17 protein-coding genes, 1 tRNA gene and 1 riboswitch are annotated in these 17,391 nt (G+C 73.0%); of the genes, 3 read left to right on the top strand and 15 right to left on the bottom strand.

Annotated elements, in window-relative coordinates:
* Window positions 1–186: 186 nt before the first annotated feature.
* Window positions 187–260, bottom strand: a tRNA-Pro gene (locus AB0D46_RS04185).
* A gap of 159 nt (window positions 261–419) precedes the next feature.
* On the opposite strand from AB0D46_RS04185, the gene AB0D46_RS04180 reads away from it, so the two are divergent.
* Entirely contained in the window at window positions 420–1,121 is a 702-nt protein-coding gene (locus AB0D46_RS04180; RefSeq protein ID WP_362875722.1) for a transketolase, read from the top strand.
* A gap of 13 nt (window positions 1,122–1,134) precedes the next feature.
* A complete protein-coding gene (locus AB0D46_RS04175) occupies window positions 1,135–2,031 on the top strand; it encodes a transketolase (protein WP_362875721.1) in 897 nt (298 codons plus the stop codon).
* Window positions 2,032–2,065: 34 nt separating this feature from the next.
* Here AB0D46_RS04175 and AB0D46_RS04170 read toward each other — a convergent pair whose 3' ends face one another.
* From AB0D46_RS04170 to AB0D46_RS04125, 10 genes are all read right to left on the bottom strand, one after another.
* On the bottom strand, window positions 2,066–2,422 hold the full coding sequence (locus tag AB0D46_RS04170; protein ID WP_362875720.1) for an MmcQ/YjbR family DNA-binding protein: 357 nt from the start codon (window positions 2,420–2,422) through the stop codon (window positions 2,066–2,068).
* Window positions 2,423–2,516: 94 nt separating this feature from the next.
* Window positions 2,517–3,062, bottom strand: a complete 546-nt coding sequence (locus tag AB0D46_RS04165) for a GAF domain-containing protein (protein ID WP_362875719.1) — start codon at window positions 3,060–3,062, stop codon at window positions 2,517–2,519.
* A 21-nt stretch (window positions 3,063–3,083) separates the two neighbouring features.
* Window positions 3,084–3,713, bottom strand: coding sequence for an ATP/GTP-binding protein (locus AB0D46_RS04160; RefSeq protein WP_362875718.1), 630 nt, complete (start codon window positions 3,711–3,713; stop codon window positions 3,084–3,086).
* Window positions 3,691–4,101, bottom strand: a complete 411-nt coding sequence (locus AB0D46_RS04155) for a DUF742 domain-containing protein (protein WP_362875717.1) — start codon at window positions 4,099–4,101, stop codon at window positions 3,691–3,693. The genes AB0D46_RS04160 and AB0D46_RS04155 overlap by 23 nt, the downstream gene beginning before the upstream one ends.
* A complete protein-coding gene (locus AB0D46_RS04150) occupies window positions 4,098–4,532 on the bottom strand; it encodes a roadblock/LC7 domain-containing protein (RefSeq protein WP_362875838.1) in 435 nt (144 codons plus the stop codon). The genes AB0D46_RS04155 and AB0D46_RS04150 overlap by 4 nt, the downstream gene beginning before the upstream one ends.
* A gap of 47 nt (window positions 4,533–4,579) precedes the next feature.
* The gene (locus AB0D46_RS04145) at window positions 4,580–6,244 is read right to left on the bottom strand and encodes an ATP-binding protein (protein WP_362875716.1); all 1,665 of its coding nucleotides are present in this window, start codon (window positions 6,242–6,244) and stop codon (window positions 4,580–4,582) included.
* A 218-nt stretch (window positions 6,245–6,462) separates the two neighbouring features.
* Entirely contained in the window at window positions 6,463–7,128 is a 666-nt protein-coding gene (locus AB0D46_RS04140) for an HAD family hydrolase (RefSeq protein WP_362875715.1), read from the bottom strand.
* Window positions 7,129–7,460: 332 nt separating this feature from the next.
* Window positions 7,461–8,714, bottom strand: coding sequence for an MBL fold metallo-hydrolase (locus AB0D46_RS04135; protein ID WP_362875714.1), 1,254 nt, complete (start codon window positions 8,712–8,714; stop codon window positions 7,461–7,463).
* 139 nt (window positions 8,715–8,853) lie between these two features.
* On the bottom strand, window positions 8,854–9,639 hold the full coding sequence (locus AB0D46_RS04130; RefSeq protein ID WP_362875713.1) for an SGNH/GDSL hydrolase family protein: 786 nt from the start codon (window positions 9,637–9,639) through the stop codon (window positions 8,854–8,856).
* A gap of 161 nt (window positions 9,640–9,800) precedes the next feature.
* The gene (locus AB0D46_RS04125; RefSeq protein ID WP_362875712.1) at window positions 9,801–10,844 is read right to left on the bottom strand and encodes a LysM peptidoglycan-binding domain-containing M23 family metallopeptidase; all 1,044 of its coding nucleotides are present in this window, start codon (window positions 10,842–10,844) and stop codon (window positions 9,801–9,803) included.
* A 4-nt stretch (window positions 10,845–10,848) separates the two neighbouring features.
* Window positions 10,849–11,015, bottom strand: a riboswitch (cyclic di-AMP (ydaO/yuaA leader).
* 318 nt (window positions 11,016–11,333) lie between these two features.
* Between AB0D46_RS04125 and AB0D46_RS04120 the strand changes: the two genes are divergently transcribed.
* Window positions 11,334–12,155: a tyrosine-protein phosphatase gene (locus AB0D46_RS04120; protein ID WP_362875711.1), complete on the top strand. Its 822-nt coding sequence runs from the start codon at window positions 11,334–11,336 to the stop codon at window positions 12,153–12,155.
* A gap of 29 nt (window positions 12,156–12,184) precedes the next feature.
* Here the strand turns inward: AB0D46_RS04120 and AB0D46_RS04115 are convergent, their stop codons facing one another.
* From AB0D46_RS04115 to shc, 4 genes are read right to left on the bottom strand one after another with little or no spacing between them, the layout of a single operon-like run.
* Window positions 12,185–13,588 carry an aspartate aminotransferase family protein gene (locus AB0D46_RS04115; protein ID WP_362875710.1) on the bottom strand — a complete coding sequence of 468 codons (1,404 nt, stop codon included), beginning with the start codon at window positions 13,586–13,588 and terminating at the stop codon, window positions 12,185–12,187.
* On the bottom strand, window positions 13,585–14,616 hold the full coding sequence (hpnH, locus tag AB0D46_RS04110) for an adenosyl-hopene transferase HpnH (RefSeq protein ID WP_362875709.1): 1,032 nt from the start codon (window positions 14,614–14,616) through the stop codon (window positions 13,585–13,587). Before hpnH ends, AB0D46_RS04115 begins: the two co-directional genes overlap by 4 nt.
* A 5-nt stretch (window positions 14,617–14,621) precedes the next feature.
* Window positions 14,622–15,287 (bottom strand): 1-hydroxy-2-methyl-2-butenyl 4-diphosphate reductase, encoded by a 666-nt coding sequence (locus tag AB0D46_RS04105; protein ID WP_362875708.1) that lies wholly within the window; start codon window positions 15,285–15,287, stop codon window positions 14,622–14,624.
* Window positions 15,287–17,359, bottom strand: coding sequence for a squalene--hopene cyclase (gene shc, locus AB0D46_RS04100; RefSeq protein WP_362875707.1), 2,073 nt, complete (start codon window positions 17,357–17,359; stop codon window positions 15,287–15,289). The genes AB0D46_RS04105 and shc overlap by 1 nt, the downstream gene beginning before the upstream one ends.
* Window positions 17,360–17,391 lie beyond the last annotated feature (32 nt).

Below are 17,391 nucleotides of genomic sequence, written 5' to 3'. Positions count from 1 at the left end.
AAAGCTTAGCCTGCGGCCACCCGTGCGACCGACGTGATCCGCCGGACCACCGGAGCACCGAACCACCCACGACGGCGACTTGGGAGCGGATCGCTCCCCCGCGCACACCGGTCGACCCGCCGGTCCCGGAAATGCGTCAGGACCATCGCGAGATGGCCCTGAGCTTCAACATGTCCGACATCACTGTCGGGACGACAGGATTTGAACCTGCGACCCCTTGACCCCCAGTCAAGTGCGCTACCAAGCTGCGCCACGTCCCGATGCCCGTTGACCTGGGGGTTTCCCCGGGTTGAACTGGCAGGAGAACAATACCGCACTTCTCGGGGTGCTCGCGCGCACCTTGTCCGACGGCGCCGGATCCGACGGATCGAACCGGGCGGGTTTGACCTCAACCATAGTTGAGGTAAGAGGTTTCCTGCATGACACGGGCAACCGCGGACACGGGGTTCCGCCACGAAGACCTGGGCGCGCTCATCGCCCTCATGACGGGGGCCGAGAAGCACGGCCCCGCCGCCACCTCCACGCTCGACGTGTTGTGGGTGCTCTACGACCGGGTGCTGCGCGTCCGACCCGACCGGGCCGAGGAGCCGGGGCGGGACCGGTTCCTGCTCTCCAAGGGGCACGGACCGATGGCCTACTACGCCGTGCTCGCCGCCAAGGGGTTCTTCCCCGTCGAGTGGCTGAGCGGCTTCGGGTCGTACGACTCGCCGCTGGGACACCACCCGGACCGCACCCTGGTACCCGGTGTGGAGATCGGCAGCGGCTCACTGGGGCACGGGCTGCCGCTGGCCGTGGGCAGCGCGCTCGGCCTGCGGGCGCAGGGGCTGGACGACCCGGCGGTGTGGGTGTTGATCGGGGACGCCGAGCTCGACGAGGGCAGCAATCACGAGGCCCTCGCGTACGCCGGCTCGGCCGGGCTGGAGCGGCTGCACACGGTGGTGATCGACAACGACTCGGCGACCCACGGCTGGCGCGGCGGGATCGCCTCCCGCTTCGAGGCGGCGGGCTGGTCCGCGGTGACCGTCGACGGACGCGACCACGCGGCGCTGCACGCCGCCTTCACCGCACCGCACCCGGGCCGGCCGCACGCGGTCGTCGCCCGCGTCGAGAAGAAGTTCTGAGGGAGGGGACGTCATGGACACCATGCGGGAACGGTTCATCTCGGTCACGTCGAAGCTGCTGGAGGAGGACCCCCGGCTCGCGCTCGTGCTCGCCGAGATCACCATGGACGGGTTCCGGCCGGCGCAGCGGCGCCACCCCGACCGGGTGATCAACGTCGGGATCCGGGAGCAGTTGTTGATCGGGGTGGGCGGCGGGCTGGCCCTGACGGGGCTGCGGCCGGTCGTGCACACCTTCGCCAGTTTCCTCGTGGAGCGGCCCTTCGAGCAGGTCAAGCTGGACTTCGGGCACCAGGGCACGGGCGGCGTCCTCGTCAGCTCCTCCGGCAGCTACGACTGGCCGGCCGGCGGGTTCACCCACATGGCGCCGGGGGACGTGGCCCTGTTGGACACCCTCGACGGCTGGACCGTGCACGTGCCCGGTCATCCGGACGAGGCCGAGGCGTTGCTGCGGCACGCGAGCGCCGCCGGGGACGACAAGGTGTACGTCCGGCTGTCCCAGCAGTCGAACAAGGTCCCGCGCAGGCCGGCCGGCCTGCGCTTCGCGACCGTGCGCGAGGGGCGGTCCGGGGTCGTCGTCGCAGTCGGGCCGCTCCTGGACAACGTCCTCGCCGCGACCGAGGGGCTCGACGTCACCGTGCTGTACGCCGCCACGGTCCGGCCGTTCGACGACGCGGCCCTGCGCGCCGCCGTCGGGCGTGCCGGGTCGGACGTGGTCCTCGTCGAGCCGTACTTGGCGGGCACCTCGGCGACGGCGGCCGGGGCCGCCCTCATCGACGTCCCGCACCGCGTCCTGCCCCTCGGGGTCGGGCGCGCCGAGCTCCGTCGGTACGGGACGATGGACGAGCACGTCGCCGCGCACGGACTCGACGCCGGCTCGCTGCGGCAGCGGATCACCGGCTTCCTCCGCTGAGCGCCGGGAGTGGGCGCCCGGGATGGGCGTCCGGTCAGCCGCCGCCCAGTTCGGGGTGGGCGGCGGCGAGTCCCTTCGGGGCCGCCTGCCGCCAGGAGTCGACCAGGATCCGGCGCAGCTCCCCGGCGTCCGCCACGGCGGCGAGCCGGACCCGCAGCCAGGCGTAGTGGTCGTCGTGGCCCTCGCGCAGGAAGAACTTCTCCGGCTCGGCGGCGATGAGCTCGGCCCGGTCCTGCTGGGGGCACTTCACCCCGATCGAGGTGTCGTCGTCCGCGAGGGAGACGAAGATCTTCCCGCCCACCCGGAAGGTCGGCATGCCCCAGGCGAGCTTCTCGCTGCTGTCGGGCAGCGACAGCGCGATCGTCCTGACGTCCTGCGCGGTCGTGGCCATGACGGCGCCCCTTTCCTTCGGGTGTACCGGGTTCGCTCCCCGTGCCAAGGGGCCGGTGACGGTCCTCGTTCCCCACCATCCGCGTCGGCGCGCGTCACGCCCGACGGTCCTCCCGGGCGTGCAGCACGTCCAGCAGTTCCGCGGCCAGGGCCTTCACCGTGGCCAGGCCCTGGGTGCCCCACCGGCGCGGCACCCGGTCCACCGCGCAGACCGTTCCCAGCACGATGCCCTGCCGGTCCGTGAGGGGCGCGCCGACGTAGGACCGCACCCCGCTCCCGTCCACCACGGCGTTGCCCGCGAAGCGGGCGAAGTCCCGTACGTCCTCCAGGACCAGCGCCCTGCGCCGCACCACCACGTGCGGGCAGTAGCCGTGGTCCCGGGCGAGCACCCGCGCCGGGTAGCCGTCACCGGCGGCGTCCGGGTCGTGGTGGAGTCCGGCGAAGAACTGTCGTTCCTCTCCTACGAAGTTGACCCCGGCGTGCGGGGTCTCCAGGGTCTGCGCGACGTGTCGGGCGAAGGCGTCGAGCTCCGGGTCGGCCCGCTCCCCCCAACCCATCTCCCGCAGCCGGACGGCGCGCGCGGGTGCCTCCCGGTCCACCGGGGTGAGCAGCAGGTGGCCGGTCGATTCGTGGTACGTCATGGCGGTTCCCCCCGAGTGCGGTCACGTGGCCGGCGGGGCCGGCGCGGGTTCCCGGCCGACCGTCCTCGCCGTGGTCAGCAGGTGGTGGACGAGCCCGGCCAGTACCGCGGTCGCCGAGCCGGTCAGTCGTGCGTCGCACCGGACGACCGGCACCTCCGGCGCGAGCCCCAGCGCGTCGCGGACCTCCGCCACCGGGTAGGGACGGGTCCCGTCGAACTCGTTGACGGCGACGACGAAGCGGATGCCGCGCTTCTCGAAGAAGTCCACGGCGGGGAAGCAGTCCGCGAGCCGGCGGGTGTCGGCGATCACCACCGCCCCCAGGGCTCCCGCGCACAACTCCTCCCAGAGGAACCAGAACCGTTGCTGGCCGGGCGTGCCGAAGAGGTAGAGGACGGGGCCGTCGTCCAGGGTGATCCGTCCGAAGTCGAGGGCGACCGTCGTCGACTCCTTCGTCGCGGTTCCCGCCGCCGTCGCGGCCGGGTCGGCCGCCTCGTCGAGCCCGCTCAGCAGTTCCTCCGTACGCAGCGGTTCGATCTCGCTGACCGCGCCCACGAAGGTGGTCTTGCCCGCGCCGAACCCGCCGGCGACCAGGATCTTCAGGGTCGCCGGTCGGGCTCCGTCCCGGTGGTCAGAGGCGTCGGCGCAGGCCATCGAGCACCGCCCTCAGCAGGGTCCGGTCGTCGGCCGCCCACACGGGATCCGCGCCCGGGAAGCGCGGCGCCCGCGTGCTCACGGCCCCCTGTTCCACCAGGTCGGCCAGCAGCACCTTCACCACCACGGCCGGCAGCCGCAGTTGCCCCGCCACCTCGGCGACCGTCACCGCCGCCGCGCCCGCGCAGATCCGCAGGGCGAGGGCGTGCTCGGGACCCAGCGGCGCCCTCGGCCGTACCCCGGTCGCGGTGACCAGCGACAGCAGGTCGAGCGGCACGGCGGGCCGGGTGCGGCCCCCGCTCGCCGTGTACGGGCGCGTCACCCGGCCCGCGGAATCGTCCAGCCAGGGGGTGTCCCGGGGTGTTCCCCCCGCGTACGCGGCCCTCATCGCTCCGGCTCGGCGACGGGCCGGCGCGGCGGGGCGTCCAGGTACGGTCGTACGCTCTTGACCAGCATCGCCATCTCGTAGCCGAGGACGCCCGCGTCGGCCTCGCGGTCCGCGAGGACGGCCAGGCAGGTGCCGGATCCGGCCGCCGAGACGAAGAGCAGGGCGGAGTCGAGTTCGACCACCACCTGACGGACCTCCGCCCCCTCCGCGAAGCGGGATCCGGCGCTGCGGCCCAGCGAGTACAGGCCGGAGGCCAGCGCGGCCATCTGATCGGCGCTGTCGGCGTCGAAGCCGTGCGCGCAGGTGGCGAGCCCGTCCGCGGTGAGCAGGACCGCGCTGCGGGTGTACGGGACCCGTTGCACGAGGCCGCCGAGCAACCAGTCGAGGTCCGAGAGGCTGCTGCTGGTCTTCATCGCCGGTTCGCCGCCCATGGGGGTGCGCTCCTCGCTGTGGTGGGGGGTCCGGGACGGGGCGGGGCTCATGCCTGCCGCTCCGCCGGCTCCGACTGGGCGAGGCCGAAGCCCCGTTGGAAGGCGGCCATCAGGCCCGGATCGTGCAGGGGCTGCTCCGTCGGCGCCGGCCGGGGGGCAGGGGCTTCGCGCAGCTCGGGTACCAGGTGCTGCTGGGCGCGGCGCCGGGGCAGGGACGGCCGGTCCGTCCCCGCGCGGGCGGCGGGCACGAGGGGCTCGGCCACGGGCTCCGCGAACTCGGGGGCCGCGCCGCGATCGGCGCGGTACCGGGGATCCGGTACGTGGCCCGGCCCCTCCGCCGGCACCCGTCGCGGGGGCGTCCGGGTCCGGGTCCGCTCGGCTTCGTCCGGTGCGCGCTCCGGCTGCCAGGGGTCGGGCACGGTGACCCGTACGGGTTCCAGGGGCGGGACGCCGCTCGCACCGGTGCCCCACGAGCCGGCCCGCGAGCCGGCCCCGAGGTCGGCGGCGCTCGGCGCCTGCGCGCCCAGCAGGCCCTGGGGCAGGACGAGCACGGCGAGCACGCCGCCGTAGATGTTGGACTTGAGCTCCACGGCGATCCCGTGCCGCCGGGCCAGCGCCGAGACCACGAACAGGCCGATCCGTCCGTCGGCCAGCAGGTGTTGGACGCTGATCTGATCGGGGTCGCCCAGCAGGGCGTTCATCCGGTGCTGTTCCTCGGGGGGCATGCCCAGTCCGCGGTCCTCGACCTCGACCGCGATCCCGGAGGTGACCCGCTCGGCCCGGACGACCACGTCGGTGTCGGGCGGGGAGAACACCGTGGCGTTCTCGACGAGTTCGGCCAGCAGGTGGACCACGTCGGCGACGGCGTGGCCGCGCACGGTGCCGCCCGCCGGGGGCACCACCTTGACCCGGGTGTACTGCTCGACCTCCGCGACGGAGGAGCGCAGCACCTCGCTCAGGTCGATCGGCCGGGTCCATTGGCGCCGGGAGGCGGCCCCGCCGAGTACGGCGAGGTTTTCGGCGTGCCGGCGGATCCGGGTGGCGAGGTGGTCGACGTGGAAGAGCTCCCGCAGCAGGTCCGGGTCCTCGACGGTGTCCTCCAGGCCGTCGAGCAGGGAGATCTCGCGGTGCACCAGCGACTGGAGCCGTCGCGCGAGGTTGACGAAGACCTCGACCTTGCGGTCGCTGTCGGTCGGTGCGGGCGGGGTGGCGAGCCGTACGAGGGTGGTGCGGGCCTGCTCCCGGGCGCCGCGCAGCTCCTGGGCGAGGAGCCAGAACTCGTCGACGCCGGCGGGATCGGGGGCCGCGGGCGGTCCGCTCGGGCCGCCGCGCACGGGGCGGGGCGGGGTCTCCCCCCGTTCCAGGCGCTCGGCGTCCGCCCGCAGTTCCTGGCGGCCGCGCACGCTGGAGCGCCGCAGTGCCTCGCAGCGGTCCCGTACGGCCTTCGCGGCGCGCTGGGCCCCGAGCAGGGCGGCGGCCAGGGCCCCGACGGCGAGCAGGGCGCAGCCCGCCAGCACCGGCCACAGCCGGGGGTCCCGTTCGCCGGCGCCACCACCGAGCTGGAGGGTGAACAGCACGGCCGCGGCGCCGCTGAGCGCGGCGGCGAGGGTGGGCAGCACGGCGGCGCGGATCAGCTGGGGGCGGGTCTGCCGGCGGGGACCGGTGGCGGCGTGTCTCGACGGGGAGTGGCGGGCGGCGCGGAGTCCGGACATCGGCGTCCTCGGTACGTGGGGCCCGGCCCCCAGTCGGTTCCCGGGGCCGGTGTTGATCACCGGATACCCACGCTAGACCGCACGCTCCCACCCGGGACGCCGAGTTGGGCAACTTCACCGGGGTGCTTCCCGCTTCCGGTGGAGCGCTCGCACGACAGCCCGAATGCGCGGTGGCGCGTACTCGGGTGCACCCGAGGGGCGTGCGCGGGCCGTCGGCGTCAGGCCGTGTCGGCGAACGGGCTGGTGTCGAGGTGGGCCAGCAGGTCGGCGGGGTCGCGGTAGACGGCGTGGGCGCCCGCATCCTCCAGGTCGGCGCGCGGGATGCCGCCGCACAGCAGGCCCACGCAGGTGACGCCGGCCCGCGTACCGGCCTTCATGTCCCAGACGGTGTCCCCGACGAACACGGAGCCCTGGGCGGGCGCCCCGACGAGGGAGAGGGCGTGTCGGACCGGTTCGGGTGCGGGTTTGCCCTCGCTCACGTCGTCGGAGCTCGCGGTCGCGGAGATGGCGTCGTCGGCGGCCAGCGCCCGCCGGAGCGCGTCCAGTTCGTTGTCCTTCGCGGAGGTGACGAGCACGACCCGGCGGCCCCGCCGGTCCAGTTCGCGCAGCAGTTCCGCGGCCGAGTCGAAGGCGGGCAGCCGGTCGAAGTACGTGGCGTACAGGGTGGCGTGAGCGGCGCTGAGCGCTTCGTCCCGCGACGGGTCGCGTCCCTCGCCCAGCAGGCGGGCGAGCAGGTCCTCACCCGGCAGCCCGACGGCCCGGTGGATGGCGTGCGTCGGCACATCGTGGCCCGCCTGCCGCAGGGCCTCCCACCAGCAGACGACGTGCAGGTGATTGGTGTCGACGAGGGTTCCGTCGACATCGAACAGGGCAGCCCGGTTCATGCCCACCTCCTGAGGACGGACGCGGGGGCGCCCGTCGGGGACGGATGCGGGGCGCGCCCGTCGGGGCCGCCCGTGGGGCGCCTACCCACCGTCCCCCTCCGCACTCCCGCCGCAGTCCTCGGTGATTCCCGGATCGACGCGGCGGACGTGGTGAAAGTGCTGTCGCGCGCCGGACGGCAGAGCCGGATCCTGGCGACCTGACGCGACTGGCGCGCCGAGCAGGTGTTCACCAGGGACGCGCCGGCCGCGGGGGGACCGGCACGCCGTCCCGAACCCCCGCACGTAGCCGAGCCCCGGGACCGCCGGCTGCCCGAGCAGCCCGAGCAGCCCGGTCAGGCCTCCCCGACCAGGTCGAGCCCCGCGTCGGGTTCGACCGTCCCGCGCTCGCCGGGCCCGACCGGCTCTTCGCGGTAGTTCACCCAGCGCTCCCACGCGAATCCGGGGGCCGCGATGGGCCGCCACCACGGGTCGACGGGGACCTTGCCGGCGGGCTCGAAGGGCTCGCCCGGCTTGGGCACGGCCACGGCCTGCCCCACGTTGCGGGCGGCGATCATGGTGCGCTCGGCCGGGTCGGACCACGGGTGCGGGGCGAGGTTGAACGTGCCCCAGTGGATGGGCAGGAGCACACCGTGCGCGGCGCCGCCCTGGAGGTCGAGCTGGGCTCGGATGCCCTCGTCCGGGGTCATGTGGATGTCGGGCCACGGGCCGGGGTCCGGGGTGCGGTCCTCGTGGTCCTTCGGCCAGTACTCCGAGTAGGCGCCGATCTGGATCATCGTGGCGTCGAAGGGTCCGTGCGCGGCGCCGATGTCCTTGAAGCCCGGGAAATATCCCGTATCACCGCTGTGAAACACCCGGTGCTCCTCGCCGGCGACGACCCAGGAGGCCCACAGGGTGGTCTGCTGGTTGCGCAGGCCGCGCCCGCAGAAGTGCTGTGCCGGGGTGGCGGTGAGGGTCAGCCCCGCGACCTCGGTGGCCTCGTTCCAGTCGAGCTCCCGCAGCCGGCCGGCCGGTACGCCCCAGCGTTCCAGGTGCGCGCCGACGCCCAGCGGGACGGCGAAGACGGTGTTCGTGCCGGCCAGCGCCTTGATCGTGGGCAGGTCGAGGTGGTCGTAGTGGTCGTGGGAGATCACCACGACGTCGACCTCGCCCAGGGAGGCCAGCGGCACCGGGACCGGGTGCAGGCGCTTGGGCCCGGCGAAGGAGTAGGGAGAGCAGCGCTGTCCCCACACGGGGTCGAAGAGGACTCGGCGGCCGTCGATCTCCACGAGCACGCTGGAATGGCCCATCCAGGTCACCCGCAGGCCGCTGACCGGGGCTTTCGCCAGTTCGGCCAGGGTGGTCGGGTAGACCGGGATCGGCGCGGCGGGGCTGCGCCGGATCCGTTGTTCCTTGTGGAAGTAGACCCGGGCGAACTCGGCCATCGACCCGGAGGGCCTGGTCCTGCCCTTCACCGGGTTCTGGAAGGCGCCGTCGGCGAAGTTCGGCGAGCGTCGGATCCGCTCCAGCCGGGCGCCGGAGGCGTCCGCCCCGAAGGCTTCGGCGCGCAGGGCGCGCAGCCTGGGACGCAGGGGAAGGGAGCCGGTCAAGGCGCCTCCTCAAGAGGGTGCGGTTCGAGGTGGCACGGTAGTACATGCACGACCGTCCCAACGCGTACCGGCCCGTGAGGATTCCGCCCGGCGGGAACCCGCCGGACGGAATCGAGGCGCGTCCGGTTCCCCGCGCGTCCTACAGGGGCAGCAGGTCGGGGCGCTTCGCCGCGACGTGGTCGCCGGAGGACTCGCCCCGCAGCCGGCGCCCGATCCACGGCACGAGGTGTTCGCGCGCCCACTGGATGTTGTCGCGGGTCACGTCCACCGAGCCGCGCGGCGGCGTCGGCGGCCACGGCTGGTCGGGGTCGGTCGGGATCCCGTAGCCCAGCACCTGTGCGGCGCGCAACGCGACGCGGGTGTGGCCCTCGGGCGAGAGGTGCAGTCGGTCTCCGTCCCAGGCCCGCCGGTCCTGCACCGAGCGCAGCGACCACAGGTCGAGCACCGGGCAGTCGTAGCGGTCGGCGATGGAGCGGACGTGCGCGCTGTACGTGGCGACCTTGCCCCTCAGGTGCCTCAGGACCGGCACGCCCCGCGTGTCGAAGCCGGTGGTGATCATGACGAGGCCGACGGCTTCGGTGAGGTCGGCGACGGCCGCCTCGAACCGCTCCGCCACGTCGTCCGGGTCGCTGCCGGGACGGATGATGTCGTTCCCGCCCGCGCAAAAGGTCACCAGGTCCGGTGCGAGGGCGCGGGCCCTCGGGACCTGGTCGGCCACGATCTGGTCGAGGAGCTTCCCCCGCACGGCCAGGTTCGCGTACCGGAAGTCGTGTTCTTCGCGCTGATCGGCGAGGAGCACGGCGAGGCGGTCCGCCCAGCCGAGATGGGAACCCCCGGGTCCCGGGTCTCCCACGCCTTCGGTGAAGCTGTCCCCGATCGCCGCGTACGAGCCGATGGTCTTGAGTGTCGTCGTCGTCGCTGCCACGAAACGACATCCTTCACCGTCGCAACCAACCTACGCCAACGTAATGAGGGGTTGACGGACCGTGATCTGTACCACGCGGGGGATAAGGAATAAGTACGCGTGGGGCCGGGACCCCCTCGGGTCCCGGCCTCACGCGCGCGTGTGTCCGACGGACGGTGCCGTCAGAGGCTGACGCCCTTGGAGCGGAGGTAGCCCAGCGGGTCGATGTCCGAGCCGTAGGACGGGCCCGTGCGGATCTCGAAGTGGAGGTGCGGACCGGTCACGTTGCCGGTGGCGCCGGACAGGCCGACGCGCTGGCCGCCGGTGACGCTCTGGCCGGCCGAGACGGACAGCGAGGAGAGGTGCGCGTACTGGGAGTACTTGCCGTCCGCGTGCTTGATGACGACCTCGTTGCCGTACGAGCCGCCCCAGCCGGCGGAGACGACGGTGCCCGCGCCGACGGCCTTGACGGTGGTGCCGGTGCCGGCCATGAAGTCCACGCCGGTGTGGTAACCGGAGGACCACATGCTGCCGCCCATGCGGTACGCGGTGGAGACGCCGCCCGCGACCGGGGCCACGAATCCGCCGGAGGCCGACGGGGTGGAGGGCGCCGCCTGACCCGACCCGGCGGGCTTCTGCGCGGGCGCGGCCTTCTTGGGCGCCGCCTTCGGGGCGGAGGAGCGCTCACCGGACGCCTCAGGGCGGCTGGAGGAGCGCTCGGAGCGGTTGCCGGAGCCCGACTCGGAGGCGGAGTCCGGGGTCGAGGCGGAGGGCGCCGACTGCTTCTTGGCCGGGGCCGGAGCGGCGGGTGCGGGGGCGGCCCCGGCCGAACCCGGAGCGCCGAGGGTGAGCTTGAGGCCCGGGTGGATCAGCGAGGGGTCGCTGCCGACGGCGTCGCGGTTGTCGGCGTAGAGCTGCTCCCAGCCGCCGGTGAGCCGGCGCTCGGCGGCGATCTTCGAGAGGTGGTCGCCGGCGACGACGGTGTAGACCGCGGCGGCAGCGGCGGTCGGCGTCGCGGTGGGCGTCACCGTGGCGGCCGCCTGGGGGGCCGCCGGGGCCTGCCGGGCCTGCGCGGGTGCGGTGGCCGGGGCGGCCGCGGGGGCTGCGTGGGCGCCGGTGGCACCGATCAGCGGCAGCGCGAGCGCGGCGCCGCCGGTGCCGGCCGCGGTGAGACCGCGGGATATGGAACGGGACTTCGGGCGGCGGTGCTTACCCTTACCGGGCATGGCGAATTCCTCTCCGTCGCCTGCGAGGTGAGCTGTCGGGTTCGGACTGGAGATGTCCGGCCGCGCACGTCGAGGACGCGTACGGCTTCACCCCGAGCCGGCCCGGAGAACGTTCCGGTCCGGCGGCCTACCTGGTTCCCCCGCTCCTGCCGCGCGCGTCGATAGTCGGGTGCGGTTCCCGGGCGGCGGCAGGATTAGGCTGTCCACCCGGATCGGTCGTGAAGGTAATCGAGCGGGTCCACGGGCAACAAGCCGCACATTCCCTGACGCAATCACAGGTATGAGGGTGTGAGGGAATTCCGGTCACCCTGTGTCCATTCCGCACCATCAACAACCGCCCTGGCGTGGGAATTCGGATTTCGCGATCGGGCACACACGGTCACCGTATGATCTGGCTCACGGAGCCTGGCGCGATCTCGCCTCTCCCCATGGCAAGTTGCTCCCAACCGGCGTAATTCGGACACCTCAGGACGATGCGGAGGACCACTCGTGACCCAGCAGATACCGCCACCCCTTCCGGCGATCCCCGAACCCGAACCGGAGCTGACGGGAGTGCGCAATTTCCGTGACGTGGGCGGTCTGCCGACCGCCGACGGACGACGGGTCAGGTCGGGACGACTCTTCCGAAGCGGACATCTGGCGCATGCCACCGAAACAGGAACACAGTTCCTCACCTCGCTCGGTCTGCACACGGTGTTCGACTTCCGCAACCGCGCCGACCACGCCGTGGAAGGGCCGGACGTGGAACTGCCGGGCGTGCGCTACGTGAACATCCCGCTGTCCGACCCGGCCGCCGGGAAGGAGTTCTGGACGATGGTCCGCGAGGGCGACCTGGCCCAGCTGCGCACCCTCCTCGGGGAGGGCCGGGCGGCCGAGCGCATGACCACCTCGTACCGCACGATGATCCGCACCCGGACCGCCGAACACAGCCGGGTCGTGCACGCGCTGGCCGAGGACAGCGTGCCGGCGCTGATGCACTGCGCGGCGGGCAAGGACCGGGCCGGTCTGTCGATCGCCGTCACGCTGCTCGCGCTCGGCGTCGAACGGGACGTGATCGCGGCGGACTACCTGGAGTCGAACGCCCCGCACCGCCGCTACCGGATGCGGCGCGGCGCGGACGCGGTCGAGTCCCGCCCGGCCGAGGTGGCGGAGCTGCTGGCCCCGCTCTTCGACGCGCGCGCCGAGTACCTGCGGGCGGCGTACGAGACGATCGACGAGGAGTGGGGCGGGGTGGACCGCTACCTCGCCGAAGGCCTCGGGCTCGCGCCCGAGACCCTGGTCCGGCTACGGGAGAGACTGCTGGAACCGTAGGAGCCGGGCCTCCCCCGGCCGGCAGGCCGTCAGCGGTTGCCGACGGCCTGCTTCACCAGCGTCCGGCCGAAGTCCCACATCAACGAGCCACCGCCGTGCGCTTCGTCCATGACCTCCCGGAAGGCGCCGACGAACCGGTCCACGTCGTGTTCGTCCACGATCAGCGGCGGGATCAGCTTGATGACCTCCAGGTGGTCCCCGGACACCTGGGTGAGGATCCGGTGCTTGCGCAGCAGCGGCACCACGACCATCTGGGCGAACAGCCCCTTGCGGGCGGCCTGGAGCATCGCCCAGCGGCTGCGCAGGCCCAGCGAGGACGGCCGGCCGAACTCGATGCCGATCATCAGCCCGCGCCCCCGCACCTCGTGCAGCAGCTCGTACTCGTCCACGAGCGCGGCGAGTCGGCCGCGCAGCAGGTCGCCCACGGCGCGGGCGTTGGCCGTGACCTCCTCGTCCTCCATGACGCTCAGCACCGCCAGGCCGGCGGCCATCGCCTGCGCGTTGGAGCCGAAGCTCGCCGAGTGGACCAGCACCCGGTCCATGGACGAGTACACGCGCTGGAAGATCCAGTCCTTGCCCAGGGTCGCGCCGACCGGCACGTAGCCGCCCGACAGGGCCTTGGCCACGCACACCAGGTCCGGCTCGACGCCGGGTTCGTGCTGGTACGCGTAGAAATCGCCGGTGCGTCCGAGGCCGGTCTGCACCTCGTCGGCGATCAGCAGGGCCTTGTGCCGGTGCAGGAGCTCCTGGGCCGCGCGCAGGAATCCGGGGGGCGCGGCGAGCACCCCCTTGCCCTGGATCGGCTCCACGATCAGGGCGGCGACGTCGCCCCGGCGCAGTTCGCGTTCCAGGGCGTCCAGGTCACCGAGGGCGATCCGGGTGTCGGGGAGCAGCGGCGCGAAGCCGTCCCGGAAGCCGGCTTCACCGTTGACCGACAGCGAGCCGGTGGTGAGTCCGTGAAAGGCGTGGTCGCAGTAGAGGATCCTGGGCCGGCCGGTGGCGTAGCGGGCGAACTTCAGGGCCGTCTCGACCGCCTCGGTGCCGCTGTTGCCGAAGAAGACCCGGTCCAGGTGGGGGCTGTACGAGAGCAGCTTCTCGGCGAGCAGTCCCGGCAGCGGCTGGCAGTCGAAGCGGGTCAGGTCGGCGAGCTGGGCGTCCAGGACGTCGTGCAGCGCCTTGCGGACGACGGGGTGGTGTCGGCCCAGGGCCATCACCCCGAAGCCGGCGAGCATGTCGAGGTGGTCGTTGCCCTCGGCGTCCCAGAAGTGGGCGCCCTCGGCGCGTACGTAGACCTTGTCGAAGCCGATGGTGTGGAGCATGCGGGGCAGCTGGTGGTTGAGGTGGCGGGAGTGGAGCTCGTAGCGCTCGTCCCCGCGCTCGGCGAGCAGGGCGGCGAGGTCGAAGCCTTTGCCGCCCTCCTGGCCGGCGGTCATGCCGAGCCGGCCCGGTTGCTGCCGATGGTCTCCCGGGCCGCTCGCAGGGATTCCTTGAGGGAGCCCATGGTGGCGAGGACGGCGGTGGGTTCGTATCCGCAGTGCGCCATGCAGTTGGCGCAGCGCGGGTCCTTGCCGCGGCCGTACTTGTTCCAGTCGGTGTCCTCGATGAGTTCGCGGTACGTGGGTACGTAGCCGTCGCTCATCAGGTAGCAGGGGCGCTGCCAGCCGAAGAGGGAGTAATTGGGAATGGCCCAGGCGGTGCAGGGGAAATCCGCCTTGCCTTCCAGGAAGTCGAGGAAGAGCGGGGAGTGGTTGAGCCGCCAGCGCCGCCGGTTCCCGCCCGCGAAGGCCTTCTTGAAGAGTTCGCGGGTCTGTTCGACGCCCAGGAAGTGTTCCTGGTCGGGGGCCTTTTCGTAGGCGTAGGCGGGCGAGATCATCATTTCGTCGACGCGGAGGTCGTCATTGAGGTAGTTGAGCACCTCGATGATGGTCTGCGGGGTGTCGGTGTTGAAGAAGGTGGAGTTCGTCGTCACCCGGAAACCGCGCCGCTTCGCCTCCTTGATGGCCGCGACGGCCTCGTCGAAGACGCCCTCCTTGGCCACCGATTCGTCGTGGCGTTCGCGCAACCCGTCGATGTGGACGGCGAAGGCGAAATAGGGGGACGGGGTGAATTTTTCGATCTTCTTGCGGAGCAGCATCGCGTTGGTGCAGAGGAAGACGTACTTCCGCTTCGCCACCAGCTGCCGGACGATCTCGTCGATCTGCGGGTGCATCAGGGGCTCACCGCCCGCGATGGACACCATCGGCGCACCGGACTCCAGCACGGCGCCGACGGCCTGGGCCACCGGCATGCGCTGCTTGAGGACCCCGGCCGGGTGCTGGATCTTTCCGCATCCCTCGCAGGCCAGGTTGCAGGCGTAGAGCGGTTCCAGTTCCACGATCAGCGGGAACTTCTCCCGCTTGCGGAGCTTCTGTTCGAGAAGATAGGTCCCGACCCTGATGGACTGGCGCAGTGGCATGGCCATCTGGCTCACCTCCTGGGGAGCAGCGAAGAACGGTGCCATTCATGGAACGCGGGCAGTAGGGCACGCAGTACACGGAACGCCGATATTCCACCGCGGACGGTGCCGATGCGGACGAGCTCGTGCTCAGGAGCGTCCACGATCACCCGGACGGCCGCAACGGGACGTTCCCCCTCCGACCGGTCGGGGGCGCCCCGGGTGGCGGTCCACAGGGTGGCCGCCGACTCCATGTCGACCGCCACGGCGCCGCCGGCGCGCAGCCGGGCCCGCTCCTGGCCGCGTACGACGTGGTCGGACCCGGTCAGCGCGCCGGTGTGCACGGTCCGGTCCGGGAGGGCCCGGGCCAGGGCCTCGACGAGCAGTCGGGTGCCGGTGCACGGGACGGTCCCGCGCGGGTCCCGGGTCTCGTCGGCGACGACCAGGTCGCCGGGGTGCATGCCGGGAACCAGCCCGGCGCAGAACCCGGTGGCCAGTACGGCGGCCCCCGCCATCCCCGGCCGCTCCAGCGCACGGGCGAGGGCCCGTTCGGCGGCGCGCGGCCCCATGCCCGTACGCAGCACCGTGCTCGGCCCGCCGGCCGGCCGGCCGGCGCTGCGCAGCGCCATCCGCTCGATGCGCAGCGCGCAGGCGATCAGCAGCGGCGGGGGCGGGGGCTGCGCCCGGGGGCCGGTCATCAGGAGTCCTCGGCGAGGGCCGGGGCGGCGGTGGGTCGGCGTCCGTCGGGCCCGAAGGGTTCCCCGTGGAGGTAGCGGCCGAGGGCGGTCAGGGGGAACACCTGTCGGTACAGGTGGTAGTTGATGGAGAAGTCCCAGGGGAAGCCGGTGCCCGTGAAGTACGGCTCGTCCCAGGTGCCGTCGGGGCGCTGGGTGTCGACGAGGTGGGCGAGGCCGCGTTCGACGGCCTTGCCGTCGCGTTCCCCCGCCGACAGCAGGGCCATCAGCGCCCAGGCGGTCTGCGAGGGGGTGGACGCCCCCTTCCCCGCCCAGGAGCGGTCCTGGTAGGAACGCTGGTCCTCGCCCCAGCCGCCGTCCTCGTTCTGTACGGACTCCAGCCAGCGCACGGCCCGTCGGACGGCGGGGTGGGAGGGGGCGATGCCGGCGGCGGTGAGGGCGGGCAGGACCGAGCCGGTGCCGTAGACGTAGTTGGTGCCCCAGCGGCCGAACCAGCCGCCGTCCGGCTCCTGTTCGGCGAGCAGCCAGGCGATGCCGCGCCGGGTGCGGGGGTCGCCGGCCCGGCCCTCGACGGCCAGCATCTCCACCACGTGGGCGGTGACGTCGGCGGACGGCGGGTCGATGACCTCGCCGAAGTCGCAGAACGGCAGCCGGTTGGGGAGGGTGCGGGTGTTGTCGGCGTCGAAGGCGCCCCAGGCCCCGTTCCTCGACTGCATGCCGAGGTTCCAGGACACCCCGCGGGCGATGGCGGCCTCGACCTTCATCGGGTTGGGGTGGTCGATCCGGCGCAGCGCGAGGACCACCTCGGCGGTGTCGTCGATGTCGGGGTAGTTGTCGTTGTGGAACTCGAACGCCCAACCGCCGGGGGCCAGTCCGGGCCTGCGGACGGCCCAGTCGCCGGGGCGCCGGATCTCCTCGCCGACCATCCAGTCCGCGGCCTTGACGAGCGCCGGGTGGTCCGGGGGGACGCCCGCGTCGGCGAGGGCGATGGCGGCCAGGCAGGTGTCCCAGACCGGGGACTGGCAGGCCTCGATCATGCGGGCGCCGTCCTCGCGCCATACGGCGAACCGGTCGAGCGACTCCAGGCCGGCCCGCATCACCGGGTGGCCGAGGTCGTAGCCGAGCAGGTGCAGGGCGATGACGGAGTACACGGCGGGCGGTTGGATCCCGCCCCAGCAGCCGTCGTTCTCCTGCCGTTCGACGATCCACCGGCCGGCGCTGGCCATCGCGGCCCCGCGCACGGCCCTCGGGGCGAACCGGCGGTAGACGTGGAGGGCCTTGTCCATCCGCTGGAAGATCCCGTCCCAGCTGGTCAGCGGGGCCGTGGGGGCGGTGGGGCAGGGGTTGCGGGCGTCGGCGTGGAGTTCGTCCAGGACGAAGGGGGCCGGGCGGACGGGACGCAGCGCCGAGACCACGGTGAGCGGGACGATGGTCTGGCGGGCCCAGCAGCCGAAGTCGTAGATGTTGAGCGGCACCCAGGAGGGCAGGAACAGCAGTTCGGGCGGGAGTTCGGGCAGGTTCTCCCATTGCCACCAGCCGAAGAGCGCCAGCCAGATCCGGGTGAAGACCCGGGCGGCGGCGATCCCGCCGTGGGCGCGGATCCAGGCCGAGGCGCGCGACATGTGGGGGGCGTCGGGCGCGTCCCCGGCGAGGCGCAGGGCGACGTACGCCTCGATGGTGGCGGAGAGTTCGGGGGGGCCGCCGTGGAACGTGGCCCAGGTGCCGTCGTCCCGCTGCTCGCCGCGGATGAAGAGGGCCGCCGCCCGGGTGGTGGCCTCGTCCCGGATGCCGAGGAACTGCCGCAGCAGCAGGTCCTCGGCGTCCATGGTGACGTTGGTCTCCAGGTCGCCCTTCCACCAGCCCGCCGGGTCCTGACGTTCCAGCAGGTTGCGGGTGGCCCGGTCGGTGGCGTCCCGGACCCCGCGCAGGAGTTCGGGAGTGCGGTGGTCCGGCGGTGCGCCGGGCCCGGCCGGCCCGGCCGCGCTCCGCGCGGGGTCGGCCGGGGCCCCGGCTCCGTCGTTTCGCGGATCAGCGCCGCCGGCCATCGCGCCGCCGCCGTCGGTCGTCGCTGTCATGGCTTCCCCTCCGTGCAGTCTGCAGTGTCCTC

The sequence above is a fragment of the Streptomyces sp. NPDC048383 genome, assembly GCF_040651775.1.
Lineage (GTDB): Bacteria > Actinomycetota > Actinomycetes > Streptomycetales > Streptomycetaceae > Streptomyces.
The sequence above is the reverse complement of the archived record's forward strand: the minus strand, read 5'-3'. Positions and strand labels throughout refer to the sequence as shown.

Excerpts from the sequence above, each read along its gene's own strand:
- AB0D46_RS04140 (WP_362875715.1), bottom strand. The coding sequence starts at position 7,128 with ATGAACCGGGCTGCCCTGTTCGATGTCGACGGAACCCTCGTCGACACC.
- shc (WP_362875707.1), bottom strand. The coding sequence starts at position 17,359 with ATGACAGCGACGACCGACGGCGGCGGCGCGATGGCCGGCGGCGCTGAT.
- AB0D46_RS04165 (WP_362875719.1), bottom strand. The coding sequence starts at position 3,062 with ATGACGTACCACGAATCGACCGGCCACCTGCTGCTCACCCCGGTGGAC.
- hpnH (WP_362875709.1), bottom strand. The coding sequence starts at position 14,616 with ATGGCCATGCCACTGCGCCAGTCCATCAGGGTCGGGACCTATCTTCTC.
- AB0D46_RS04155 (WP_362875717.1), bottom strand. The coding sequence starts at position 4,101 with ATGAGGGCCGCGTACGCGGGGGGAACACCCCGGGACACCCCCTGGCTG.
- AB0D46_RS04145 (WP_362875716.1), bottom strand. The coding sequence starts at position 6,244 with ATGTCCGGACTCCGCGCCGCCCGCCACTCCCCGTCGAGACACGCCGCC.
- AB0D46_RS04175 (WP_362875721.1), top strand. The coding sequence starts at position 1,135 with ATGGACACCATGCGGGAACGGTTCATCTCGGTCACGTCGAAGCTGCTG.
- AB0D46_RS04105 (WP_362875708.1), bottom strand. The coding sequence starts at position 15,287 with ATGACCGGCCCCCGGGCGCAGCCCCCGCCCCCGCCGCTGCTGATCGCC.
- AB0D46_RS04150 (WP_362875838.1), bottom strand. The coding sequence starts at position 4,532 with ATGGGCGGCGAACCGGCGATGAAGACCAGCAGCAGCCTCTCGGACCTC.
- AB0D46_RS04170 (WP_362875720.1), bottom strand. The coding sequence starts at position 2,422 with ATGGCCACGACCGCGCAGGACGTCAGGACGATCGCGCTGTCGCTGCCC.
- AB0D46_RS04115 (WP_362875710.1), bottom strand. The coding sequence starts at position 13,588 with ATGACCGCCGGCCAGGAGGGCGGCAAAGGCTTCGACCTCGCCGCCCTG.
- AB0D46_RS04125 (WP_362875712.1), bottom strand. The coding sequence starts at position 10,844 with ATGCCCGGTAAGGGTAAGCACCGCCGCCCGAAGTCCCGTTCCATATCC.
- AB0D46_RS04160 (WP_362875718.1), bottom strand. The coding sequence starts at position 3,713 with ATGGCCTGCGCCGACGCCTCTGACCACCGGGACGGAGCCCGACCGGCG.
- AB0D46_RS04180 (WP_362875722.1), top strand. The coding sequence starts at position 420 with ATGACACGGGCAACCGCGGACACGGGGTTCCGCCACGAAGACCTGGGC.